The 25,031-nt window shown below is 45.5% G+C and carries 19 protein-coding genes; 15 read left to right on the top strand and 4 right to left on the bottom strand.

Annotation, left to right across the window (positions count from 1 at the left end):
• Positions 1–11 precede the first annotated feature (11 nt).
• The 4 genes from UNH61_RS05690 (at position 12) to UNH61_RS05705 (ending at position 3,629) form a co-directional block, all read left to right on the top strand.
• Entirely contained in the window at positions 12–1,799 is a 1,788-nt protein-coding gene (locus tag UNH61_RS05690) for a RagB/SusD family nutrient uptake outer membrane protein (RefSeq protein WP_326991164.1), read from the top strand.
• A 23-nt stretch (positions 1,800–1,822) separates the two neighbouring features.
• Positions 1,823–2,734, top strand: a complete 912-nt coding sequence (locus tag UNH61_RS05695; protein WP_326991165.1) for a metallophosphoesterase — start codon at positions 1,823–1,825, stop codon at positions 2,732–2,734.
• A 457-nt stretch (positions 2,735–3,191) separates the two neighbouring features.
• Positions 3,192–3,392 carry a class IIb bacteriocin, lactobin A/cerein 7B family gene (locus UNH61_RS05700; RefSeq protein ID WP_326991166.1) on the top strand — a complete coding sequence of 67 codons (201 nt, stop codon included), beginning with the start codon at positions 3,192–3,194 and terminating at the stop codon, positions 3,390–3,392.
• Between the two features lie 48 nt (positions 3,393–3,440).
• Positions 3,441–3,629, top strand: coding sequence for a hypothetical protein (locus UNH61_RS05705; RefSeq protein ID WP_326991167.1), 189 nt, complete (start codon positions 3,441–3,443; stop codon positions 3,627–3,629).
• Between the two features lie 270 nt (positions 3,630–3,899).
• On the opposite strand, the gene UNH61_RS05710 is transcribed toward UNH61_RS05705, so the two are convergent.
• Entirely contained in the window at positions 3,900–4,373 is a 474-nt protein-coding gene (locus tag UNH61_RS05710; RefSeq protein ID WP_326991168.1) for a VOC family protein, read from the bottom strand.
• Between the two features lie 230 nt (positions 4,374–4,603).
• Here UNH61_RS05710 and UNH61_RS05715 point away from each other — a divergent pair, with 230 nt between their 5' ends.
• The 11 genes from UNH61_RS05715 to UNH61_RS05765 all read left to right on the top strand — a co-directional run bounded on the left by UNH61_RS05715 (position 4,604) and on the right by UNH61_RS05765 (position 20,524).
• Positions 4,604–6,985, top strand: a complete 2,382-nt coding sequence (locus tag UNH61_RS05715) for a TonB-dependent receptor plug domain-containing protein (RefSeq protein ID WP_326991169.1) — start codon at positions 4,604–4,606, stop codon at positions 6,983–6,985.
• Positions 6,986–7,011: 26 nt separating this feature from the next.
• Entirely contained in the window at positions 7,012–8,304 is a 1,293-nt protein-coding gene (locus UNH61_RS05720; protein WP_326991170.1) for a RagB/SusD family nutrient uptake outer membrane protein, read from the top strand.
• A gap of 38 nt (positions 8,305–8,342) precedes the next feature.
• Positions 8,343–11,408, top strand: a complete 3,066-nt coding sequence (locus UNH61_RS05725) for a SusC/RagA family TonB-linked outer membrane protein (RefSeq protein ID WP_326991171.1) — start codon at positions 8,343–8,345, stop codon at positions 11,406–11,408.
• 28 nt (positions 11,409–11,436) lie between these two features.
• Positions 11,437–12,966, top strand: a complete 1,530-nt coding sequence (locus UNH61_RS05730; RefSeq protein WP_326991172.1) for a RagB/SusD family nutrient uptake outer membrane protein — start codon at positions 11,437–11,439, stop codon at positions 12,964–12,966.
• Positions 12,967–13,002: 36 nt separating this feature from the next.
• Entirely contained in the window at positions 13,003–13,638 is a 636-nt protein-coding gene (locus tag UNH61_RS05735; RefSeq protein ID WP_326991173.1) for a fasciclin domain-containing protein, read from the top strand.
• Positions 13,639–13,649: 11 nt separating this feature from the next.
• Entirely contained in the window at positions 13,650–14,495 is an 846-nt protein-coding gene (locus tag UNH61_RS05740) for a DUF5007 domain-containing protein (RefSeq protein WP_326991174.1), read from the top strand.
• 96 nt (positions 14,496–14,591) lie between these two features.
• Entirely contained in the window at positions 14,592–16,229 is a 1,638-nt protein-coding gene (locus UNH61_RS05745; RefSeq protein WP_326991175.1) for a LamG-like jellyroll fold domain-containing protein, read from the top strand.
• A gap of 13 nt (positions 16,230–16,242) precedes the next feature.
• Positions 16,243–16,731 (top strand): hypothetical protein, encoded by a 489-nt coding sequence (locus tag UNH61_RS05750; RefSeq protein ID WP_326991176.1) that lies wholly within the window; start codon positions 16,243–16,245, stop codon positions 16,729–16,731.
• Positions 16,732–16,769: 38 nt separating this feature from the next.
• Positions 16,770–18,305: an Ig-like domain-containing protein gene (locus UNH61_RS05755; protein WP_326991177.1), complete on the top strand. Its 1,536-nt coding sequence runs from the start codon at positions 16,770–16,772 to the stop codon at positions 18,303–18,305.
• Positions 18,306–18,349: 44 nt separating this feature from the next.
• A complete protein-coding gene (locus UNH61_RS05760) occupies positions 18,350–19,294 on the top strand; it encodes an alkaline phosphatase (protein WP_326991178.1) in 945 nt (314 codons plus the stop codon).
• A 477-nt stretch (positions 19,295–19,771) separates the two neighbouring features.
• Positions 19,772–20,524, top strand: coding sequence for a hypothetical protein (locus tag UNH61_RS05765; protein WP_326991179.1), 753 nt, complete (start codon positions 19,772–19,774; stop codon positions 20,522–20,524).
• A 112-nt stretch (positions 20,525–20,636) separates the two neighbouring features.
• Here the strand turns inward: UNH61_RS05765 and UNH61_RS05770 are convergent, their stop codons facing one another.
• The 3 genes from UNH61_RS05770 to UNH61_RS05780 form a co-directional block, all read right to left on the bottom strand.
• Positions 20,637–21,299 carry a response regulator transcription factor gene (locus tag UNH61_RS05770; RefSeq protein WP_326991180.1) on the bottom strand — a complete coding sequence of 221 codons (663 nt, stop codon included), beginning with the start codon at positions 21,297–21,299 and terminating at the stop codon, positions 20,637–20,639.
• Positions 21,300–21,350: 51 nt separating this feature from the next.
• Positions 21,351–22,316: a sensor histidine kinase gene (locus UNH61_RS05775; RefSeq protein ID WP_326991181.1), complete on the bottom strand. Its 966-nt coding sequence runs from the start codon at positions 22,314–22,316 to the stop codon at positions 21,351–21,353.
• A gap of 259 nt (positions 22,317–22,575) precedes the next feature.
• Positions 22,576–25,008: a TonB-dependent receptor gene (locus UNH61_RS05780; protein ID WP_326991182.1), complete on the bottom strand. Its 2,433-nt coding sequence runs from the start codon at positions 25,006–25,008 to the stop codon at positions 22,576–22,578.
• Positions 25,009–25,031: the final 23 nt, after the last annotated feature.

Below are 25,031 nucleotides of genomic sequence, written 5' to 3' on the forward strand. Positions count from 1 at the left end.
TGATATCAATTATGCAACGTAGTATAAAAACAATACTTTCAGTAACATTGTTGTCAGTGGTGCTTCATTCATGTTCAAAATTTTTAGATAGGGAGCCGCTTTCCCAGATAGCTCCTGACAAAGCTTTTAATTCTGAAAACGAACTGGACCTATACGCTAATTCTTTTTACGATGGTATTTTGCCCGGCCCTTCGGGAAATGATCAGGCAACCAGTCTTCCTTTTTATGGTCTGACCGGCGAAAATTCGGATAACATCGTATTGAATGGTCTGCCAGGCGAGCTTACGGGAAACAGGATCATACCGGTATCTGGGGGCGGCTGGAGTTGGGACCAGCTCAGGAATATCAATTATTTTATCAATAATTGCCGGAGCGGCAACGTAAATCCATCCATAGTAAATAAGTATGTAGGAGCGGCCAGGTTTTTCCGTGCTTTCTTTTATTTTTCTATGGTCGCCAGGTTTGGGGATGTGCCCTGGTATTCCGATGTAATATCTCCCAACGATGATAAAGCATTGCTGAAACCACGGGATTCCCGGGTCATGATCATTGACTCCGTACTTAATGATATAGACTATGCCATCAATAATCTGGATTCTTCAAAATCGAGTGTGAACAAGGTAAATAAGTGGACCGCATTGGCGCTTAAATCCAGGATCTGCCTTTTTGAAGGTACTTTCAGAAAATATCATACAGAGTTTGCACTGCCGGGAAGCACCGAATTATTAACACAGGCAGCAAATGCAGCATTGCAATTGATTAGCAGCGGTCAGTATAATTTATATGTTGGCAGCAACCCGCAGACTGCTTATCAGGAACTGTTCACCACTGCATCAAAAAATAATAGTGAGTATATTCTCGCACGTAATTTTTTGTCCCAGGCCAATATCTATTATAGCGTCAATTATTATACTATCTCTCCTTCATTTGGTAAGCCCGGATTGGAAAAGAATCTTGTGAATTCTTATCTTATGAAAGACGGAAGCCGGTTTACGGATACACCAGGCTATGATACGCTTTCTTTTTATACCGAAATGCAGAACAGGGATCCCAGGCTTTCTCAAACAATCAGAACGCCGGGCTATAAAAGGATCGGAGGAGCTGCTACACTGGTGCCCTCTTTTACCAGCACCTGCACAGGGTATCAGCTAACTAAGTTTGTAACAGATGAGTCACAGGATAAATTGAATGGAAATTCCAATCCTTTACCCATCTTCCGGCTTGCAGAGGTATTATTAAACTATGCAGAAGCAAAAGCAGAGTTGGGAACCCTTACACAGACAGATCTGGATGTATCTCTTAACAGGTTAAGAGCAAGGGTAGGGATGCCATCCCTTCTTCTTGCAACAGCCAATAGCGTCATAGACCCTTTCCTGGCAACTGCATATACCCATGTCAATGGCCAGAATAAAGGGATTATCCTCGAGATCAGAAGAGAAAGAAGGATAGAACTGGTGATGGAGGGATCCAGGTGGAATGACCTGATGCGCTGGAAAGAAGGTCACTTGCTGACAAACCAATTTAAGGGCATGCACTTTAGCGGGTTAGGTGCTTTCGACCTGGATCATGACGGTACTACAGATCTGGTTATATTTAAGGGTACGAAACCTCCGGTTGCTGCTGCTCAGTACCTGGAACTGGGAGTAGATGTTAACCTGGAAAATGATGCCAGCGGCGGCTTAATTACAATTCTTCCCACCATTAAAAAAACATTCAATGAAAGCCGGGATTATTTATTTCCTTTGCCAACGCAGGAACTGCTGTTGAATAAGAAATTAACACAGAATCCTAATTGGTGAGTAACAAAATAGCATACTAACGGATGAAAAGGAGAGAACTAATCAGGGCATTGGGAATATCGTCACTGTTCCCACTTTCATCGATCGCAGGCATTGGAAATGCAACGCCTGCAGGCAACCGGCGATTGAGGATTGCCCATCTTACAGATATACATTTAAAAGATGACTTTAATGCGCCCGGGCATTTTGCAAAATGTTTGCAGCATGTACAGCATCTCACTCCGTCGGTTGATCTCATACTTAACGGAGGCGATATCGTATTTGATGCCAATAAGGAAAATGTTTCAAGTATCACCCAACAGTGGAACTTATACCATGCTATTATCAAAAAGGAATGCTCCATCCCTGTATATCATGTCCTGGGAAATCATGATGTCTGGTGGAATGAGGATGACCGCAACCAGACCCTTTATGGCAAAAAACTGGCGATGGATCAGTTACATCTGGATCGTCCTTATTATTCTTTTGTGAAAAACGGCTGGAAATTTATTTGCCTGGATAGCGTACACCTGGATATCGATAACACCTGGTATATCGGTAAACTGGGGGAGGCACAATTTGACTGGCTCAAAGAAGAATTAAATAGTACCAACCCTGCTACCCCTATATGCATTCTTTCACATATCCCGATTTTGACGGCTACCAACCTGATTGCAGATGATGTTGTAAATAGATGGGAAATGTTAGGCGGTGATATGCATACGGATGTTGCAAAGATTATTCATCTTTTTTATCAACATCCTAATGTCAAATTATGTTTGGGAGGTCATATCCATCTGTTGGATAAAGTTGTTTATAACAATGTAACCTATATCTGTGACGGTGCTGTCAGCGGCGCATGGTGGAAGGGGAATAACAGGGAAACGGCCCCTGGTTACGGGTTAATAGATCTGTATGCGAACGGAGATTTTCATGCTTCCTATGTGAATTATTGATAATCCTGGAAGCGGAAATTTAGTTAAAACAATATTGAAGAAAAGGCTTGTAAGTGCTAAGCTTACAGGCCTTTTTATTGCCGGCATATATTCCGGTAAATCATTTAAAATAGTTTGGATAGATAACTATACTTGTTAGTAGTTTCAAAAAATAGCAGACTTATTAGTAGTAATAATAATCATGGAAATAATCCACAGTGCTGCTTCTTTGGGTATCATGCGGTATTATGTTGTTATCTTGAAAAAGATTTTACTCAAAGGGATTTGTTTTTTATTATCAATAAATACTACATTAGATTACTGTGCAGATATCACGGTAATTTGGAACCCTAACCCCGCATAAAAACCCGGTTATATATAATGATCATGTTAACTGGGAGCATACCTGATTTATCTTCCCGATAATAAAGTCTGTAAGCTTACATATTGTTATTTCTTAACCAAAAAAATTCTAAAAATGAACGGTCTTACATTGGAACTCCAGCATGTACCTGTTGTAGCAGTTAAACAGGATTTAATGCAAAAACGTACAGTTTCCGAACTTTCTGAAAAGGAAATGCTCGAAATCGACGGCGGTACTTCACCTATTTGCGCTGCTGCGGCAGTATGCGCTGTTGGCTATTACTGTGGCAAGGCACTCTATTATGCAACTCACTAAGGCTGCGAAGTTGCCCTCTGATTACACGTTTATTAAAAACTTTGATTTATGGAAAAAGAATTGGTATTAAGTAAACCCAATATTTCGCAACCTTTGTTTGAGAAAAGAACAGTAACAGAGTTGTCTGACGACCAGATGGAAAGGGTTGACAGTGGCGGAAGCTGGACACTCACCCTTATTGCCACCTCACTGTTTTGTGTAAGCGCTTATGTTGGTTACAAGGAAGCGGCGAAATAGTAAGTAACCGCTTTTTCAAACCCCGGCAACCCAGTTGATCAAAGTTAAAATGTGTTTATATGGACTTTCTCAAAAGAATATCGTTTGATAGTAATAGTGATTTTATGCATATTGTTTGGGTAGTCGCTACTTTGATATCAGTTAGCTTTCTTGGTTACATACTGGGAAAATTTATCTGGTATGTATCACATTAACTAAAGTAGCTTTGAGCGAAAATAAAAAAGGTTGCTGTGCGTTGGTGCGCAGCAACCTTTTTTTATTGCGCTTTTTTTATTCCACAGTCCATACCGCCAGCTCGTAACCGTCGGGATCTGTAAAGTGGAAACGCCTGCCGCCAGGGAATTCGAAGACATCTTTTACAATTGTACCTCCCGCTGCAATAACCTTGTCTTTGGTAGCATCAAGATCATTGGAATAAAGCACCACGAGCATAGTGCCTTTCACCGGTTTCCCAGGCAGGAACCCTCCGTCCACATAATCTCCCTCAAATGCCGTATAGTCGGGACCGTAGTCAGCGAACTTCCAGCCAAAACTGGCGGAATAAAATTTCTTAGCACGATCGAGATCTTCAGAAAGGAACTCGATATACTGTACCTGTTCGTGTTTGTACTTACTCTGGGATGGAGTGGACGACATAAAATATATGGTTTTGCCCGAAGATATCGAATTAGTCAGTTTGTCGGTTGGATAAAAACGACAAACTTCACCCAATGCAGCAATCAGGCCCCGATCCCAAATATTCACAATTCCTTAATTTTTAAGAAATACACTATTAATAAACAAAGTTTAATCTTGCTTAACAATTCGTGAAGGGGAAATAACAGATAAATCAGTAGCAATTGAGTCAACAGTAGCCAATTAATCATTGGTGGCGGATAACGCTGCCCTATAAACACACCGATGTAGCACACGTCAGCGATTAAATAAACTTTGAAACGATAACTATGGAATTGTCCAAATGTATTTGGAAAGCTATGCCCTTGCTTCTCGCATCCTGGGGATTTGCGGCGAAGTTATGCGCACAGGACTCTCTGAAAGCAGATAGTCTTGTCTTGTCTAATCGGAGTGGAGTAGAGAACATTTTACAGGGTAATGTAGCCGGATTGAGGGTTAAAAGCTGGTCGGGCACGCCAGGCACCCAATCCACACTTAACCTGCGGGGATTGAATTTAGATCCCACCGACCACTCCACCATGCCCCTTATTCTGATCAACGGCGTCCCTGTTATTGCCAGTCCATCAAATGTAACCGGGCTCAATCCGCTCAGTTATTACTCACCAGATCAGATTGATCACATCGAAATTATCCGGGACATCGACCGGCTGGCGGCCTATGGGGTTCAGGCGCCTAATGGTGCACTTAACATCGTCATGAAGGAGGGAAAACCCGGATCTATTCATGTCAGCGGCCGGGCGTTTGCCGGGGTCAACTTTCTGCAGAATATGGATTACCGGAAGGATGCCTTTTACAATTTCAACACCCGTGCCCGCAGGGAAGTATACGGCAGCGGACCTGTTGTTAACGGGCAAAGTGTACTGGTCGACGGCGCCGGCACTTACGGTTCATACCTGTTCGGGTTAACAAATTACCAGGATCAGGGAGTAATTAAGAATACCGGATTTGGAACACAGTCCCTCTTTCTGAATGCCAGGTATAATATTTCCAATCGGCTGTCGGCACACTTTTACAACAACCTGGCGCTTGCAAACCGCAAAGGGCGCTACGCCGGAGAGTTTAACAGGGATCTTCCCCAGCCGGTTGTTGGTGATGAGAATTTCTTCACGGACAAAAAACGGAACATTGGACTGATTTCTTCCATGGGACTTACCTATCAGCTGGATTCCAGTCTCAAAATCAGCTCTGTGGGGGGATTGTCGTACGAAGGTGCAGGTCGTGATGTATACGTTCCCTCGAATGTATTAGACGGAAATATTTATGCAGCGAGTGCCGCTTTCAGAAGACAGCTGATCACTTTAAATACGGCTTTAAATTATGTACATAGCTTTTCAGATGTACTGAAACTGGATATGACGCTTGGCAATGAGTTAAGATATACCGATGACAGGCTGACTTCAGTAGATGGTAAACGCAGTATGGAAAATGGAGGATCAAACTATGTAAAGGTAGTAACCGGCTACAATGCTAAACAAACTAATGCTTTGTCAGACCACGAAAGAGAAAGGCTGTTGTCTTTTTACGGAATCTGGAAATGGAAGTATAAAGAAGACCTTGGCGTAAATATGGTGCTCCGCGCTGATGGAAGCTCACTTTACAAGAATAAATGGGCGCTTTACCCGGCATTAGGTATTCATTATGATCTGAAAAACACGCTGAGCATACCTGTAAAAGTCAACGCCTCTATCGGAAAAACAGGCATGCTGAGCAGACCGGAAGTTTATCGAGGAGAACTGGAGGGATATGGAGATTATTATGGCGGTAATTATCTGGGTATCGGACAACTTTACCCGGCCTTCCGGGATGCAAAGAGTGTGGGGGTTTACCAGCTCGATGCAGGATTGTCTTTTGCACTGCTGCACAACCTGAATTTTTCTATTAATTACTTCAATAAAGTTTACCGGGATTTTACCTACCAAAGATACCTGTCTAATATTAATGGCATTGACTACAATTATGAAACCGGCGGATCACTTGGTCTGTCAGGGGTTGAATTGAACCTCGATGTGAAATGGGTGCAAACACGCCGCTTTATCTGGACAAGTAATTTCAACATAGCCTCCTACCGGAATAAAGTAAAATCGCTGCCTGGTGATATTGAGAATACCAGTCTGGCTTACCTCGGAGCACTTTCAAAAGGAGATGCAGTAACCTCACTGGTCGCCTACGAAAACAAACAGCAAAAGATTATAGGAAATAGTGAGCCCAAGGCCTTTGGCGGCTTCACCAATACTTTCCGTTATGGGAATGTTGCTGCGAGCCTGACAATGACGTATGCCTGGGGTGCGCACACCTTGGCAGAGTCTTTTACCAGCAGGTATTATGCAGACAGAGTGGATAATAATTTCCCGCTTAAAAACGCGGAAACGCCCTACTATCTGATAAACGCGGATGCAGACGGACGCACGGTGTATCAGGGAATCCGGACCATCGAGGAAGGAAGTTTTATCCGGTTAAACAAGGCAGCTGTTTCTTATCATCTTGGCACCCTGTTGGGCGGGCGACTAAGGCGGCTGAGCGATATGGAAGTATATGTCAGCGGCGACAATCTGTTCACGCTCTCCAGATACAGCGGAATTAATCCCGAGGAAAATATAACAGGTATCCGGAAGCACGATCTGAGCTATACAGGAACACCTTTACCTTCTTCCGTTGCACTGGGACTAAAAGTAGGTTTTTAAGAATGATGATGCAAAAAAAACGCTATATGAAATGTTGGAAGTTCATCCCGATAGTAGCGGTGACCATCCTTTTTTCCTGTCAGGATACCATGACGATCAGGGATTTGGAAAACAAGACTGTTACACAGGGTTATTACAATTCACCACAACGGATTCAGCAGGCCGTTATCGGGGGATATGTTGATCTCAGGAGGGCACTGCTGGCCAATTATGCCTGGATGATGTATGGGGAAGCAAGAACCGGAGATCTGAAAGTAGCCGTTCCTTACCAGGACGCGGTGGTAAATCAACAACTGACCGCAGACAATCGCTATGTAGCAGAGCTTTCCGACTGGGGGTATTTCTACGATGTGATCAAAGATGCGAACGACGTACTGGACATTGTAGACCAGGCAGACAAAGGAATACTCAATCCCTATCAGCGGAATTTATTCAGAGGAGAAGCACTGGCCCTCAAATCAATTGCCTATTTCTATGTTGCCCGTATCTGGGGAGATATTCCATCGGCTGAAAAGAACAATATGGGAACGCGCCTGACCAATGAAGCAGCTGTAACGCAGGCCGCTTTATGGGCATCGGAAGCCAGGGGCCTTTTACCCTGGCTGCTGATCAACGATGATGGTATTGAAAGCACTGCATTATCGTTAGTACGGTTTAACAAAACGGCCGTTACCTCACTGCTGGCTCAGGAGCAACTGTGGCTGGGTAAAGGACAGCAGGCATACGACCTGCTCAGCAATACATTTACTGCTGCCACGGCCGATAGCTTGTCGGGTTTTGGTTTATCTACCGGAACAGACAGGCGAACCGATATCCCACAGAATCCATTGGATGGCCGCGTAATAAATATGCCATTAGCCAGAATGGATGCGATTTATCCCAAAGCCGACGCGCGCCGTACCAGGATGTTTACCATTTCAAAAACTGACAACGTGGCTACGCTGATCGTAAAAGACGCTACTGTACTGGAGCTGCTGCCGCAACGCGAATTGAATCTGCTTTTTGCAGAGGCAGCGTGGCGGTCGGGCCATCTGGAAGACGCAAAGGGATACCTGAAAAAGGCTGCTGCCGGTGCTACAGAAGATTACAGCACTTTAACGGAAGCCACATTCGGAGATGCACTCCTGCTCGAACGGCAACGATTGCTGGTAGGTACCGGGCAACGTGTTTTCGACCTGATCAGGTTTGGTAAGGTGAGCGCATATATCCCCGCATTTACAGACGCCGATGTGAAAAAGGGAGCCGCCTGGTGGCCGCTTTCCGCAAACAGCATGAAGGGCAATGCGTTGAGTCAAAATAGTTTTTGGGCGAATCACTAAGCGAGTTCATAAAAAGTTGAATCGAAAAAACAAAACTAATGAAGGCATTAATGAAAGGAACCAGCTTCCTTTTTGCAGTACTGATGATCGCCGTGAATGTTACCGCGCAGTCGGTGATGACGGGTAAGGTAAGAGATTCGCATGGCAAACCGGTGATTGGCGCAACCATCAAAATACAAAGGAAAAATATCGGAACCATTACAGATGCAACAGGGAGCTTCCATTTGCAGCTCAGCGTGGGAGATACCTTACTCTGTTCCTCTATCGGGTACCAGGCCCGCCAGCTGGTGTTCAAACATCCCGCCGATCTGACTATCACACTGAACGACGATAACAGAACCCTCGGTGACGTGGTAGTTACCGGATATAAAACACAGGTCAGACAAGAGATTACAGGCTCCGTTGCTACCGTAAAGATGGACCAGATAACAGAAGGCCAGGCAGCGGAATCTTTCAGCTCTCTATTACAGGGTAGGGTAGCCGGGGTGAATATCCAGTTGAATTCCGGAGAACCAGGAGCAGCACCGGCTATTATCATCCGTGGACTGGCGGCGGTAAGCCGCGACGACGCTTCTGCCATTTCCGAACCACTCTATGTAATTGACGGGATCCCGGTTATTTCAAAAACGAGCAAAGAGTTCTCGATTACCAGCACCAACGTACTGGCAGATCTCAACCCCAGCGATGTGGAAGATATTGTGGTATTAAAGGATGCCTCTGCAGCAGCTATTTACGGCTCCAGAGCCGCCAATGGCGTCATCCTGATTACTACAAAAAAAGGGAAAAGAGGTAAGCCGCAGATTAATCTCAATATCCGCACCGGGGTCAACTTTGTTCCCCAATTGCAGGATGTTGCCGGCGGAAACAAAGAGCGTGAACAGGTAAAACACCTCTATGAACAATATGCTCCCTACGGTGTATACATGCCCGCTATGTACACAGATGTGACCAATCCATTCTATAACAATTCTTCCGATTGGCAAGGGTATTTGTATAACAAATCCATTACGCAGGATTACAACGGGTCTGTACGCGGTGCCGGCGACTTCGGCCAGTACAGCATCAGTATGGGTTATATGAATAGCAAAGGGATATTGTTCAACACTGGTTTCAAACGCTATAGCATCATGGCGAATACCAGCTTTAATGCGTTGAAAAGTGCATTAGTCATCAATAATACACTGGCTGTTTCCCGGACAGACCAAAGCCGCAACCCGGATGCGCTTTCCACTAACTACTCCTCCCTGATGCCGCTACCCAACAATCCGTTGGTGAAAGGAACAGAGGTGTATCAGCCCGGCTATAGCTCTAATCTCAACGACCGGGTACGTTTCAGCACCGACGCTGCATTGAACCTCTTCAGGGATCTGAGTTATAAGGCCAGCCTAAGTCTGGAATACCTGCGCAACATGCAGGACGTATATTCCGAATCACGCCGGACGCTGAGAGCAAGTAATAGCAGCGGTGCCGGCGAAAACCGGAACCTGCTTTTCCAGAATACCCTGACCTATGCGCCCAAATTCGGAGAGCATAGTCTTAGTGTGCTCGTTGGACAAAGCGCAGAAAAATCAGAATCAAAAATTACAAACGTAAGCAGCGTAACCAGCGCCCCTACTTTGTCGCAGACAGTTAACTGGCCTAAGGGCAACAGTATCGGCACCAGCAATTACACCGCCAGTACCCTGATGTCTTATTTCAGTCGCCTGGATTATAACTATCAGCAAAAATACCTGCTGGGCGCTTCTATACGCACAGATGGTTCATCGAAATTCGGAAAGGCAAACCGCTGGGGTGTATTCCCTTCTATCTCGGCGGGTTGGAACTTCTATAAGGAAGCCCCTTTTTCTAATATAAGCTGGTTGACGAGCGGTAAGCTGCGCGGAAGTTACGGACTGTCAGGAACCACCTGGGATAATAACTATCTCGCCCTCGGTATTATGGACGGAGGATCGCTGGACCGGTATAATTCACTACTGCAGATTTCTTATGGTGGGATATCCGGGTTTACTCCCACGTGGTATAACGGCTTTAAGAACGATAACCTCACCTGGGTGAAAACTAAGATGGGCAATATTGGCGTGGACTTATCCCTCTTTAAAAATAAAGTAGAATTTATTTTTGACGCATACGAGAAACTGACGAAAGGCCTGCTCCTGTCTACCTCCTTACCCACTACTTCAGGGTACAACGAAGTATACCGCAACGCAGCCGATGTATTGAACCGCGGATTGGAATTTACTGTGAATACCAATCTGAATCTTGGTCGTAAGGTGCTGTGGAGCATGAACCTCAACTTTGCTTATAACAAGAATCGCGTGGTAGGACTCCCTGACGGAAACGCTGATATTATCAAAGTAGGTACCTCGGGGCAGGACTTTGGTTCTATCGTAAGAACAGGTGCCCCGCTGAATGGATTCTTTTTCTATGAGTCGCAGGGAATTTATCAGACGGAAAGCCAGATCCCGGTGGATCCCAAGACAGGAAAAAGGCTGGTGGGCTTACAGAATAAGAGGCTGAACGTAGGTGACCGCAATTTCAAAGATCAGAATGGGGATTATCGCATAGATGCTGCTGACCGCATTTATGCCGGAGACCCTAATCCGAAATGGACGGGCGGATGGACAAATGATTTTACCTACAAAGGATTTAACCTGAATCTGGTGTCAACTTTTGTCATCGGCAGGAAAATCGTGAATACTGCATTGCTCGACAGACTTAGACTGGGTAAGGATTTTGCCGGTGCGTCTTCCCTGCCAAACTTCGATAATTATTCCATCTGGGAGAAAAGCGGCGACAATGCAAAATATCCAACATTGAACCCCTGGGGCAATGCTTCACAGATTGTCAACTATGATTCTCAGTACATAGAAGACGGTTCCTATTTCAAGATCAAATCGGCAACATTGTCTTACATCTTTAGCAGAAAAGTGATGGGACGTCTTCCTTTTGAAAGAGCGCGGGTGTATTGTACAATAGACAATCTGATCACTTTCCAGAAGTACAGCGGACCAGATGCAGAACTGGTTACAATAGACGGTTTTGATCGTTCAGGTGGTTATCCTATGCGGAGGATGCTGCTGTTCGGCCTTTCACTGGCATTATGATTCAGGAAAATATTAAAGTTAATTGAGTATGAAAAATAAGATAATAATTGCAGGATATATGGCCGTTCTGGTCCTTACCACAGCATCCTGTAAGAAGTGGCTGGATGAATTGCCGGTCAACACAGTAACAGAAGATCAGGCCTGGCGTACAGGTAGCGACGCTGAGGGCGCTGTAGCGGCGGCTTTCGCCATCTTTCGCAGGGCGTTGTCAGGACTAACTAAAGATGATACGCCATCGACTACACGTAATGGCTCCTGGGGCGACTATTATTTCTGGGGCGATGGACGTTCCGGAGATTGGATCACGCCTAATAATGATGGAGACTGGGATGCCAGTTTTCAAAATCATTTGATCCAGAGAACACAGCTGGAGCCATTGACCAACTGGCGGCTCTTTTACCGCACCATTGAACAGTGCAATCTTGTGCTGGAGAAAATTCCTGTGATCACAGACGGGCTTACAGAAGAAAGAAAAGCGCAATTGCTGGCCGAGGCACGTTTTCTCCGCGCCATGTCGCATTTTTATGCTGCACGGATCTGGGGAGATGTTCCCATCAACCTGAAAGCACGGAATGTTGATCCACTGGGTAGAGAACCACTTAACAAGGTGATGAAGATGGTGGTGGATGAAGTGAATATCGCTATACCTGGTTTGCCCTGGCTGAATAAGGGAACAAGAAAACAGTCGGTGTCAAGAGGTACAAAAGGAGCCGCCCTTGCGCTGAAAGCCCACGCCTGCATGTGGTTGAAGGATTATCAGGGTGCTTCAGATGCGATAAAGGAAATCATCAGCACTAACACTTTCAGACTGGTGCCGATAGAAGAGTTCCGGAATTTGTTTGATACAGGGGAATCTGATGAGATGATATTCGAGATGTATTATGATGCACAAAAAGGTGAGTTCTCAGATTACTATGGACATATTATGACCTACTATCTGACTAATCCTTACACTTCCAGAGGAGAATTGTCATTGGCAGTACCCAAATCGAAGATACTGGAGATTTATCCTGATTATGTCAGAGACAAATCCGACAAAAGAGTACCTGCCTTTTTTCAAAGTATCGATTTTTCTGTGAGCAACAGTGAGCTGCGGCCAGTATTTCCGGATCCGCTGCAGAACGGAGAACGCGCCATTATGTTCGCCAAATTCAGAAAGGTAAAGGATCGGACTTATAGCCTGATGCAGGCGCCGGTTCCTGTTTTCAGGTATGCAGATGTGCTGCTTTTGAAGGCGGAGGCCGACGCACGGCTTGGTCGCGTGAGCGATGCGCTCGAAAACCTTAACGCTGTTCGCACGCGGGCAGGTATTCCGCTCTTCACCAGAGACGATCAGGCGGTAGTGATCGAAGAAGTGCTGGAAGAAAGACGAAGAGAACTGATCGGCGAGTATCAACGCGTGTATGACCTGGTTCGTTTGGGTCGCCTTCATGAGTTTAATAAAAGTGTGACGGCACAGGGAGAAAAAGATGGTGCCGGATTTTGTCCGGTCAGTCAGGAAGCCTTTGCAAATAATCCAAATATGGAACAGACTTATTACTGGCAGTTTAATCAATAATCGTACGGCCGAATTAAAAAATAAAAAAACATGCGGATGAAATTAATTAAAGCAATCGTATTCATTGGCGTCTTGCTGGTTTCCGGGTGTAGCCGCAACTATTTCACCGATGGCGGCACCTTGCCCGTTGACAAGTCAACGATCCTGGGCGTATCAACAATGGATTATCTGAAAAGCCATCGCGAAATGTTCGATACACTGACTACCCTGATCCGGTTAAGTGGACTGGAATCGGCCGTTAATGCCAGGGGAACTACATTTCTGGCCCCCAGGGATTATTCTATACATAACTATTTCAACCTGATTTTTCCAGACCCGGAAAAAAGGCCGGCAACGCTGGATGCCATTCCACAGGATGAGATGACTAAGATCACGGAGATACTCAGGAATTACATCATTCCGAATGAAGAGATAGTCCGCGATAAATTAGCGAGTACTTATAGCTATGCAACAACTTACGGCGGCAAAAAGGCACGCTTTAACATTGTGCAGGAAGATTACCTGGGGAACGTGAAGAAAGGTGCGAAATATATCATCTTTTCCCTGAACGTTAGCGCACCAGGGGAAAAGGAGATATACCAGTCCGTACAAGTTGCAACCTCAGACCTGCGATCTACGAATGGAGTAGTCCATGTACTGAGTTCTGACACACATATTTTTGGATTTAACTAGAGTAAAAGGAGATGAAACACAACAGAATTTCCTGGTTTTTTACAGCAGTCTTTGCGGGTGCAACACTGCTGATAAGTGCCTGTACCAAGATTCCGCAGGAGGGAAGCATTGCTCCGGACGTCAGCTATAAAAACAGAAAACAATACGCCGTTTCCGGGTTGCAATTGAATATCGGCGACTTTCAGGCTTCCAGGTCCACGCTGCCCCTGAAATTCGAAATTGTTGATCTGAGGGAGCTGCACGGGCAGAAGACAGACGCCTTAAAGGAGAAGATCCCCGTTGTCCGCTACAAAGAACCAATTGTAGGCAACGAAACTCCGGCAGAACTGCAGCTGAAATCAGACACCGTGATGACGCAGGCAGTGAGCATTAATCAATATACCGGTAAGCTGGAAATCCTGGAGGGCAATCATATTCCTGCCGGCGAGTATCATTTTGATATACGCATCTCCAATCAGTCGGGAAGCAAGATGTTAAAGGATGCACTCGTGGTAGCATTCAAAGAATTCGATGTGAAATCATGGTCGTCCAAAATGGCCAAACAACCTGAAATAGAACGTATCGGAGATGCACCCAACCAGATCACTTTTGTGGGATACCTGAATGGCAAACCGCTTTCCGGCGACTATATCGATTTTACGAAGAATCGCTCCGCAGGTTTTAAAGGCACATTTGTGAACGATACTAAAGATGGTGAAATATGGAGTGTAGGCTTTCCCGTAAAGGAATCAGATACCTACTGCACCTGGAAACTGGTAGACACTACCGGCGGCGTGGAAAAAGTTACCTATGAGGCTTACAACTTCAATTTTGTCATAGGTCTTCCCGGCAATTATGTGGTTAGATTATTTAAGTAAAGAAAGATGGAACCGGACATGAACATTTTTTCTCACACGGACGAATGTATCACCGAAGTGCCATCCGGCTAATTTAAAAAAACAAAAAATACGCGGATGAACAACTTTTTTAAATATCCCTGTCTGATCCTGACTGCCCTGCTGATAGCGGGTCAGGTTGCCTATGCACAGACTGATAAGGCCAGGAAGATACTGGTGATCGGGGTCGACGGTATTATCAATACTGCCATCGACTATGCGGCTACTCCTGGTATCGGAAGGCTTAAGGCAAATGCTTCATATAGCATGAACGGTTACGGCGGTGTTCCTGCTTATGGAAGCTCCGGCTGGGCAACAATGCTCACAGGTGTTTCAGCCGGTAAACATGGTGTAACAGTCAACCAGTCTTTTTCCGGGAACAGATTTACGGAGTATCCATCGGTTGTCAGTCGCATCAAATCTGCGGCGCCGGCTATTGTGGTGGCATCCGTTGTTCGTACTCAGGAAATCAATACCCTGTTGAACCAGTCGGCAGATTATAAATTTCAATTTACTTCCGATGGAGAAGTATATAATAAATCTGTTGAGCTGGTGAAGCAGGCGAACATGGGCGCTGTATTCGTACAGTTCAGCAGTCCGGATGATGTGGGGCAACAGGTGGGATTCCAGCTTCGCCAGGCCAGGTACGTATTAGCCATCCAAAAGATCGATGAGTATGTGGCGGGATTACAGGCCGCCATCCAGTCGCGCGCAAATTATGCGAAAGAAGACTGGAGTATCTTTCTGGTGTCTACACACGGCGGAACAGAGTCAGGAATACCTCAGAGCACTACTCTTGAAGAGATCAACGTGCCTATTATTTTCTCGGGAGCTGAAATGGACAAAAAGGAACTGGTCGGCACCCAGATGGCGCCCCGGGAGAATGCGGATAACGTTTTAACGATCAATAAAGCGCCTTCGGGCGACCGGACGTATGTTCGTATTCCCATCCGCGGAACAGCCTTACAGGGCATGAATAAATTCACCATTGAGTTTTGGGCAAATGCAGGTGATAACAGCAGTGATCCATCCATCATAGGCGATAAAAACTGGGATTCCGGTGGCTTACCAGGGTTCACCATCTGCAGAAGTGGCACCTCCTGGAAAATTAACATTGCGAATCAGAAATCAGAACGTTATGATGTTGGCTCCAACCGGGTGTTGGAAGATGGTAACTGGCATCACCTGGCCGTTACGTTTGATAAAACAAAACTGTTAACCGTTTATCAGGACGGAGAGAAAGTGGCGGAATCTCCGCTGACCTATAAGGATGCGGACAATATGGCTTCCCCTTACGATTACCTGTGCCTTGCTCAGGAAGGAACGCAGAAATATAGTGGCGGCGCACCTAACTGGGCCGGCTCCTTTAATGAAGTGAGGATATGGACAGATGTACTTTCTGCCGGAACCATCCGTGATTACATGTATCTCCGCAATATCGAAACCAGTAACCATCCTAACAGGGCTTCATTGAATCTTTACCTGAAAATGGATGAAGTGAGAGGTAATGTGGTGAAGGACTACAGCGGTAAAGGCAATAACGGCGAATTGGTAGGCCCTGCCAGCGAACGTCACCCGTATTATCCGATTGGCCTCACTGATGTTGCCGTCAATGTGCTGAGCCATCTGGGAATGCGTGCAGATGGCAGCTGGGGCCTGGAGGGAAGTGTACTGAAGTCGAACGTTCCGTTCCGTTTGTTTAAAGTGAATAACTAATCATAAAAAGGATATGGCAAAGAAACTGAATCTGAAATCCTGGTGGCTGCTGCTGCTTATAGCAGGTATAGGAGGGCTGGCTTCCTGCAAAAAGGAATCATTGCAGCAGAGCGGGCTTAATAAAGAACAACTTGTTGCCGGCCGGCTGGATGGCACCTGGACAACCCCCACGAATATCATTACGCCTGAAAACGTACCGGCTGAGATATTTGGGACCATGCGCCTGGTATTTACTACAGACGGAGCAGGCAGCCCTTCGAAATTCATGGCACAGGACTGCCCCATTGTATTCGGCAACGCTGGTAATGCCGGAACCTGGAAGGTAACCGGCACGCAGGATAGTGCAAAGGTGAACGTGACAGATTATGGCCCGGTCGATGAGTTCAAAGTCAGGGTTACATCTTCAACACTCACCATCTCCTTTTACATGGGCTGGGAGAATACGGATACAAAAGCAACCGGAAAAGGCACCTTCCAGGTAACGCTCACCCGTCAACAATAAATACAGGCGCCGGACTTATAAAATCAAAAAATATAAGCATGCAAAAAAATAACAATAAACGATTCATTTTCTCATTCGCTATGGTGATGCTTAGCGCAGCGCTGCTTACATCGTGCAGGGAAAAATACGACTATACGATTGATACCGCCAACCCGGTTATCGTTAGCTATAACCCCTCTTCGGCTGTAGAAGGTATTGCGGTAAACAGTGGCCTGGTACTCACCTTTAATAAGTCGATCAAAAAAGGATTGGGAGAAGTGGTACTCGCCAGTAAAACAGATACCCAGCGTATAGATATTACATCTGATGCCGCGACGATTGGAAAAGACAAACCAGTGCTCACCATTAAACCGCCAAGGGATCTTAAGGCAGACGAGTACTATACTGTTACGCTGCGCCGGGGAATCGTTACCGACCTGCTTGGGAACCTGTACATGGGCATGCCGGACGGAATTTCATGGACCTTTAAAACAGTCGGGAAAAGTGGTCTGGCGCTTACTTCCATCAATCCTCTTCCGGGAAGCATAGATGCCTCCCTGTTTAAACTGGAACTGACTTTTGCTGCGGCGGTGAAGAAAGGAACCGGCAATATTGCCGTATTTGAATCCGCCGGCAATACCAAGGTAGCGGATGTACCTGTGACCGGGCAGGCAGTTACAATAGATGGCAGCCGCGTAACCGTCAGGCTGGGAACGCCTCTTAAATTCGCTACCAGCTATTATGTGATTGCTGATGCCGGATGTATGACAGACGCTGACGGGAAAGCGTTTGAAGGTTTTTTAACCCCCACTTCCTGGACCTTTACCACCACGAGTGGCAGTGGAAACAACCTGCTGGTTTATCTGCCGATGGACAACGATTTATCTGATGTCAGCGGAAACAGGTTTGACGCGATGCAGGGAGAGCGTGCCTCCGCAAAGGTGAGTTTCGTAACGGATGCAATACGGGGCAGAGTAGCATCATTTGTGGCTGGTTCGTATGCCGTATTGCCCAGGCACGACTTGTTAAGACCAGGTCTCACACAAAGCTTCAGCTTCAGCTTTTGGACGAAGCTGAAAGGAATCGGCTCAGATCCTGTGCTGTTCTCCAATTCCAACTGGGACAGTGGCAAAAATCCCGGATTTGTTTTGGCTACCGATGGTGGTGCTACCTATACAGGGCCAGGTTCATCAGGCAGGGGCTGGCTGGTTAAGCTTGCCGGCGATGCGGGCGGCGTCAGCAACCGCATGGACTGGCGAGCAAGTGAAATGATTCCGCAGGCACCTGCGCTGTCTGATAATCAATGGCACATGGTAACAGCAGTAGTGGATCAGGGCGCAAAGCTCCTGCATGTATACATCGATGGAAAAGAATATACAAAGGCTACACCTTTTGACCTGAACAACATAAAAGGACCATTGTGGGATAAAACAAACGACTACCCCTTCACTATCTGGGAAGATGGAACTGGAGCTTATAACAGTGGTGATGGCACCAGAAAAACACTGAGTGGATTGGTAGATGATGTCAGGATCTATAGTAAGGCATTGAGTAGCGGAGAAGTAAACAGTCTTTATATCGCCGACCAGAAATAACAGATCTCATAGGTGCTATTTGTATATTAACTAATCTTGAAAACATGAAACGTATTCTGAGTACATTACCCATTTTTCTTGTAATCTGTGGAACGCTGCAGGCGCAGCAACCCAGTAAAACCAAACCGCTGTTCCAGCATGTTGTGGTGATAGGAATTGATGGTTTAAGCAGTGGCGGGCTAATGAAGGCCGACGCACCGGTGATACACCGGATGATCGCTGAAGGAGCTTTCAAATACGATGCGAGGACGGTGTTACCTTCTTCAAGTTCGTCGAACTGGTCGGCTATGATCCTTGGCGCAGGCCCTGAAATAACAGGCATTACTTCCAATGGCTGGAAGCCGGACGGCAAATCTATGAAACCCGTTGTGGTAAATAAGATCGGGCGCTCACCCAGTATCTTCGATATTATACGCCAGCAGCGCCCCGACGCAGAACAAGGGGTTGTTTTTCATTGGGATGATTATGGCCGCTTACTCCAGAAGGAAATGGTGAACGAATACGAGCACGCTAAATCTGAAACAGAAGCCGCGGCTAAATTTTCAGATTATATCACAACCCGGAAACCGACGTTCGCGTTTCTTCACTTAGACCATGTCGACGGTGCCGGCCATAAATTCGGGCATATGACGCCGGAATATCTGCAGTCGATTGCCAGAGCGGATAGCCTGGTAGGCCAGGTCTTAAAAGCGATCGAACAGGCTGGTATGAAAAACAACACACTGGTAATGATCGTGGCCGACCATGGAGGAATTAACAAAGGACACGGTGGCGAATCAGCAGAAGAAATTACTATACCGGTTGTGTATTACGGCCGTGGAGTAAAGAAAGGATACAAAATTCAGCAACCTGTTTACCAGTATGATCTGGCGGCAACCATTGCGTTTGTTTTCGGACTGGAGACGCCATATTCCTGGACTTCCCGTCCTGTAAAAGCAGCGTTTGAAGGTTTTAATGAACCTGCAAACCTGTTAGTAGGACTTGAGTAGAAAAAGAAATTGTGATGTTGAAACTGAAAAGAGGCTGTCTCAATATTTATGAGACAGCCTCTTTTCAGTATATTATATTCCGTTTAACAGTTGAAGCGCTACATTTTCTTTGCGTGTATAATTTGGTTGATCCCCTTTGAAGCTTCTGTCAGCCTGATTTCCATAGCGTCATTTTCTTTAAAAATGATAGAAAACTTATAATCCTCAATCCTGCATAACCTGTTGTAATCAACAAAGAGGGTATCATTTACCCATTTTCCTTTAACGGCCATGGGTAATCCGAAAGTAATGAGATGGGGTTGCGGAAGTTTTTCCCGGTTCCATACTTCGAAGACGCCGTCAATTTTTCATTTTCCGCTCAAGACTACCAAAATATTGGTAGAAGGAAATACCGTACTGATGGTATTTCATCCAAAATATCTACTGGCTACTTTTACTGTTAATATTTATCCCTTCAGCAATACAAAGCTTCTCTCTATGAAACGATTGACATTTATCTGTACCGCCACAACTGCCATCGTGTATTTGTTGTTCATCGGCAACGGTTGCAGCAAATCGTCCGAAAAGAAACAGGATTCCACGGATAATCCGGCGGGCGGAACAACACCTAAGGCCAGTAACGATAACCAGAGTGGCGGTATTTATAAGGGTACGCTCACCGGTTCGAGTGGTTTTTTCCTGATCAACCTGCAGGCAACCAAGCCTTATCTGATTTATCAGTGGACCAATCCTGCCGGTGCTGTTGATAGTTTACTGGCTTCTTCATTGGGTAACTGGCAAACCGGCCAGGCGATTTCCAAAGCGCTGTTCACCGGACCCAGTGGAGCGAAATTCTGGTTTTCTGTAGGTGCCAACGGCAGTAATCCGATGATCGACTCTTTATACCTGCCTGCACATCCGGAGCCTGTATTCACTGCTATTGCAAAAGAAACTTCTGTTAATCCAATCAAAGTATACCAGGGCACGGGTGCTGCCACGAGCAGTAATGGGGGGAAATGTGGGAGCGCGATTGTCAATATATGGACGGGAGGCAGCGTTGCCATGGGAACCTATCTTGCCGCAAGCGGCGAACACGGGAGTGGCACCGGAACCATCAGTGGCAATCAGTTACAGATTATGATGGGCAATGAGTCCGGTACGCTGACCATCAGCAATGATGCCACCACCATTTCCGGAACGGCGGTGGGTAATACCTGCTCGCATATTATCACGTTAAAAAGAATCTTCTGAGAGAGGAATACACCAGGCCGTTGCATTTCCTGATGATATGTTCATGCTGCATTACTCTATACCTACAACAAGGGAGTGCACGGCTGGTTTTTGAAAGTAATTGTGAAGTCTGTTATAATTTGATCCAACCCTGGCTTGAAGCAAAGCGGAGTAACCCGGCCAAATTCCTTGATTTACTTTTTAGCATCATGTTTTTTCGATGCGTCTCTACTGTTCTGTAACTGATGTGCAGCAATTCGGCTATTTTTTCATTGGTATATTCCCTTGCCAGTAATTGAATGATCTCTTTTTCCCTTTCTGTGAATATCACCGATTTTTCGGTTGTCTCTTTCTTTGGCCCTTTATAGCCGCCCACTATGCGCTGAAGGACCGCTTCACTAAAGAAGAATTGTCCATTCGCTACTCTGTTAACCCCTTCTACCAGTTCATGCCGGGTACAATTTTTTAGCAGATAACCGGAAATGCCCATTTGTATCATTTCAGCAACGATTGCATCTTCGTCATGTGTGGTAAGGATGATGATCTTAGCCTGCGGCCGGTGCTGTTGTATCCATCGTGTTAGCTCCATACCACCAGGCCTGGGCATGTTGATATCGAGCAGGCATACGTCTACCTCTGTTTTATTAAGCAGATCGATCACCTGCTCGCCGTTTTCTGCTGTTGCTGCAATTTCGAAATTGGCCTCTGCGCTGAGAAGTAAAGTCAATCCGTCCAATAATACACGGTGATCGTCGGCGATCAATAACCGAATCTTCGTCGGTACAATTGCTTTCATATACGTAAATCTAAAAGCTGCAATCCAAATATTCCGGTAGTAATGATATTATCATGTATAAGGAATCTCAATGATGATCGTTGTGCCGCTGCCATGCTGACTATCAATGTCAATGGTTCCACCCAGATTTTTAATCCGTGACTGCATATTGTTTAATCCGCTGCCTCCTGTATTTTCACGGCTGACCTCAAATCCCTGTCCGTCATCTTCTATCGTGATGTTGATATTGCTGGCAGAACGAACCAGTTGTACTGTGATATTACAGGCCTGCGCATGTTTGACGATATTGTTCACGGCTTCCAGCACTACCTGGTAAATGCTCAATTCAGTGGCTTCATCTAGTCGGGAGGTAAATCCAAACGTAGTATAGTTGATGTAGATGAAAGATTGAGTAGTAATCCGGTTAAAAAGGTTTTGCAATGCCACGATCAGGCCTAGTTTCAATAAAGTGGCAGGCATAATACTATATGTTATATTTTTCATCTCCTGCATAGCGTCATCCAGCAATGCCAGCGCTTCTTTTATGTTCTCCTTTTCCTGTACCGGTAATGCATCTGTTTCTTCAACGACCGACAACTTTAATATAGCAGCTGATAAAAGAGACCCAAGAGTGTCGTGCAGATCTTCGGCGATCCGTTTTCTTTCCCTGTCAACAGCCCGGATAGTAGCCCCGAGGCTTTCTTTTTGCTGGATGTTAAGCACACTATGGAATTTGCTCTTTTGCCTGACACTGTACCATTTAAACAGGAATAGTACGATGAGCACGCTTGCGCAGGCAATGCCGATGCCAGGGTCTTTCCAGAACCTTCGCCGGTTCAGCGCGGCTTCCTGCAATCGTTGCCGGGTTTCCATTTGGTAATGGTGCTCTTTTTCAAGTACCGGCTGTCCGTTGTTTTTTGCTGCAATACTATCTGTACCCTGAGTGTAGCGCAGGTGATAAGTATATGCGCTATCATAATGCTGAAGCGCTGCGAAGACAATGGATAGTTGTTTGTTGGCATCCTGCAAACATTCCATATATCAGTTCATTTAACACACTTTAGAAGTGGGTTGCCCCGTCTGCGTTATTGAACAATTCTTCATGGGCCAGTCCTCGAAGGATATTTCCGTAGCAATCACATAATCCCCATCAGAAAAACTGGGGTTCATTTATAGCGGCCTTAATGCTCATACAGAGAAAAGTTTTCGAAAGTTACGATTAATTTTATCCTGCCGCGTACTTTTAAAACTATATTTATCATTTTTAACTGCTCTCTTTTGCGTCACCGTCTTCTTACTACTGTTTTCCTCTGTGAGCAGGCTTACCGGCATCCTGCCCGGAAAATCTATTCTCACTCTTCTCTGTGCTATGCAATCCGCCAAATCGCCAGCTAAAGGATAATGAAACAGAACGGTTATAGAACCAGCTGGTGGTGTTACTTTGGAAAGTAGGTGCAGTGGCAGTGCTCTTCTGCATAAGATTATTCTGAAACAGGTTATTCGCGCTAAGTGTCAGACTGGCTTTCTTATCGAATATCTCTTTTTGTACAGCAATGCGATAGGAATAGTTGGCTGAATTTGTTCCCTGCAGCGTAATATAACCATTCCCATAATCGCCTGAAATTAGCAGGCTGATGTCCTTTGGCAGCTCATAAGTGCTGTTCAATCTGAGTGTATAAAAATTACCGTAATGCTGAAGATTTAGAGTTTTGCTTTTAAACTTCTGATAAAATAACTCAGCACCAGCATTCAGGTTCCATTGAGCATTAAGCGGCAGGGATATATCGATGTTCATGCCCAGTCTGCTATTTGCTGCAATGTTCTGGGAGGTAGTGTACGAAACACCCGCTGTATCTACTGTAGCAATAGATTCTATGGCATTACTGTTTGTGTTGAAATAAATGCTGCTGTTTAATGAGAATCCGAATGCCGCACTGTAAGCATATCCCAGCTCAAACATCCGCGTCAACTCGGGTTTCAGATAAGGATTCCCGGCGGTAATGTTTTTCGGATCGCTGGCATTTACATAAGGATTCAAATCCCATATCCATGGTCTGCGGATCCGTTCGGTGTAATTCAGTTTCATTTCCTGCTCATCATTGAACTTCTTTGTTATAAGCAGGCCTGGCACCCAATTGCTGTAGCCTGAGCGGAACGAAGAGGTATTGTTGGTGAAGTCTCCTCCCAGCCGGGTATTTTCATATCGCAGCCCCGGGCGAAATCCCCAGCCATTGGCTGTTCTCAGGTTAATGCTGACATATGCCGAGAAGATTTCCTGGAAATAACTCATTACATTTGACCTGGAGGTATCTGCAGGATTCAGGCTATTGAATACTTTATAATCGCTTTTAGCATTATTTCCCAGATACCGCACGCCGGTTTCAATGGTACTCTTACCGGATTTGTTCAATGGATGCGAATAATCTGTCTGTAGGCTCCAGTCTGTACTACTGCCAATATTAGGACTTTCTTCTCTGAACGCGTGCGTACCATTCATCAGGTATTGGTCGGTGATGTACGCCGATTTGTCGTCTGATCTGCTTGCCTGACCAATGAACTGAAGCTCTTGCCCCTTTCGCGTGAACTTCTTCTGGTAATTCAATGAAAGCTCATAAGAGCTGAAAGAACCACCCTGGTCACTTTTCTGGGTATACTCAGTATTTTCTGTACTACTTCTATAACGACTATGAAGATCACTTTTTTCCGGCCAATTACCTTTCCAGAATGAAATTCCTGCTTCAATTTTTTGCAGTGAATCCACCCGGTATTCGGTGGTAAAGCTACCATAACCTCCTCTGCTGCTGCGTTTAGCATCCATTTCCTGTAATAGATTCCCGATAATCTTTCCATTGGCGAGGGAATTCCTCTCTGATACCGAAGTATTGCGCTCTTTCTCATGACTCATATTCAGCATGAATGAAAAATTGAATTTTCCTGTTGCGATATTCAACCCGAGGTCGCCGGACTGTTCCATGTTTCCACCCGACAGATCAAGATTTCCGCTGGTACCTTTCATTTTCTTCTTTGTAATGATATTGATTACCCCGGCTGCACCCTCCGCCTCATATTTGGCAGACGGGTTGTTGATCACTTCAATGGATACGATACTGCTTGCAGGAATCGTTTTCAGCGCTTCTTTCAGATTTTTAGCCATAATAGCAGATGGCATTCCATTGAGCAGTACCTTGATATTAGCGTTGCCCCGCATTTTTACTTCACCGCTTGCTTCTACAGTAAGCATCGGCGCTTTGCGCAATACATCAGCGGCTGTTCCTGCTTTATTGCTGATATCAGAGCCGGCATTGTAAATGATCCGGTCTTCCCGGATTTCTATCAGCTTCTTCTTCCTGTTGGCAGTTATGGTAACGCCTTCAAGAAGTTTGCCCGTCTGCGAAAGGCTTATCCGGCCAAGATCTACGGCCTCTCCGGACACATTGACAAGGCCCGAAAGATAGTCATTAAACCTAATGTACCTTACGCGGATGATGTAGTTGTTTTTAGCCGGCACCTCAAAAGTAAATGAACCACTGTCCGATGTTATTGTTGTATTTAATACAGTGCTGTCGTCTCTTTGAAGAATAACTGTAGCTCCTGGCAGTGGAGCATTATCATCAGCGCTTATTACTATACCTTTAAGGGCTACTTTGGGCAACTTATTCTCCTGGGCATAAAGGCCTGCAACATTAAAAAGGAGCAATGAAACAAGCAGGAATCTATGAAACAGAAACATACAGCATATTATAATTCCTGCAA

It is taken from the genome of Chitinophaga sp. 180180018-3 (assembly GCF_037893185.1).
GTDB lineage: Bacteria > Bacteroidota > Bacteroidia > Chitinophagales > Chitinophagaceae > Chitinophaga.

Bases quoted from the DNA above. Each gene is read 5' to 3' on its own strand.
- UNH61_RS05690 (WP_326991164.1), top strand. From the start codon at position 12: ATGCAACGTAGTATAAAAACAATACTTTCAGTAACATTGTTGTCAGTG.
- UNH61_RS05695 (WP_326991165.1), top strand. From the start codon at position 1,823: ATGAAAAGGAGAGAACTAATCAGGGCATTGGGAATATCGTCACTGTTC.
- UNH61_RS05700 (WP_326991166.1), top strand. From the start codon at position 3,192: ATGAACGGTCTTACATTGGAACTCCAGCATGTACCTGTTGTAGCAGTT.
- UNH61_RS05705 (WP_326991167.1), top strand. From the start codon at position 3,441: ATGGAAAAAGAATTGGTATTAAGTAAACCCAATATTTCGCAACCTTTG.
- UNH61_RS05715 (WP_326991169.1), top strand. From the start codon at position 4,604: ATGCCCTTGCTTCTCGCATCCTGGGGATTTGCGGCGAAGTTATGCGCA.
- UNH61_RS05720 (WP_326991170.1), top strand. From the start codon at position 7,012: ATGAAATGTTGGAAGTTCATCCCGATAGTAGCGGTGACCATCCTTTTT.
- UNH61_RS05725 (WP_326991171.1), top strand. From the start codon at position 8,343: ATGAAGGCATTAATGAAAGGAACCAGCTTCCTTTTTGCAGTACTGATG.
- UNH61_RS05730 (WP_326991172.1), top strand. From the start codon at position 11,437: ATGAAAAATAAGATAATAATTGCAGGATATATGGCCGTTCTGGTCCTT.
- UNH61_RS05735 (WP_326991173.1), top strand. From the start codon at position 13,003: ATGAAATTAATTAAAGCAATCGTATTCATTGGCGTCTTGCTGGTTTCC.
- UNH61_RS05740 (WP_326991174.1), top strand. From the start codon at position 13,650: ATGAAACACAACAGAATTTCCTGGTTTTTTACAGCAGTCTTTGCGGGT.
- UNH61_RS05745 (WP_326991175.1), top strand. From the start codon at position 14,592: ATGAACAACTTTTTTAAATATCCCTGTCTGATCCTGACTGCCCTGCTG.
- UNH61_RS05750 (WP_326991176.1), top strand. From the start codon at position 16,243: ATGGCAAAGAAACTGAATCTGAAATCCTGGTGGCTGCTGCTGCTTATA.
- UNH61_RS05755 (WP_326991177.1), top strand. From the start codon at position 16,770: ATGCAAAAAAATAACAATAAACGATTCATTTTCTCATTCGCTATGGTG.
- UNH61_RS05760 (WP_326991178.1), top strand. From the start codon at position 18,350: ATGAAACGTATTCTGAGTACATTACCCATTTTTCTTGTAATCTGTGGA.
- UNH61_RS05765 (WP_326991179.1), top strand. From the start codon at position 19,772: ATGAAACGATTGACATTTATCTGTACCGCCACAACTGCCATCGTGTAT.
- UNH61_RS05770 (WP_326991180.1), bottom strand. From the start codon at position 21,299: ATGAAAGCAATTGTACCGACGAAGATTCGGTTATTGATCGCCGACGAT.
- UNH61_RS05775 (WP_326991181.1), bottom strand. From the start codon at position 22,316: ATGGAATGTTTGCAGGATGCCAACAAACAACTATCCATTGTCTTCGCA.
- UNH61_RS05780 (WP_326991182.1), bottom strand. From the start codon at position 25,008: ATGTTTCTGTTTCATAGATTCCTGCTTGTTTCATTGCTCCTTTTTAAT.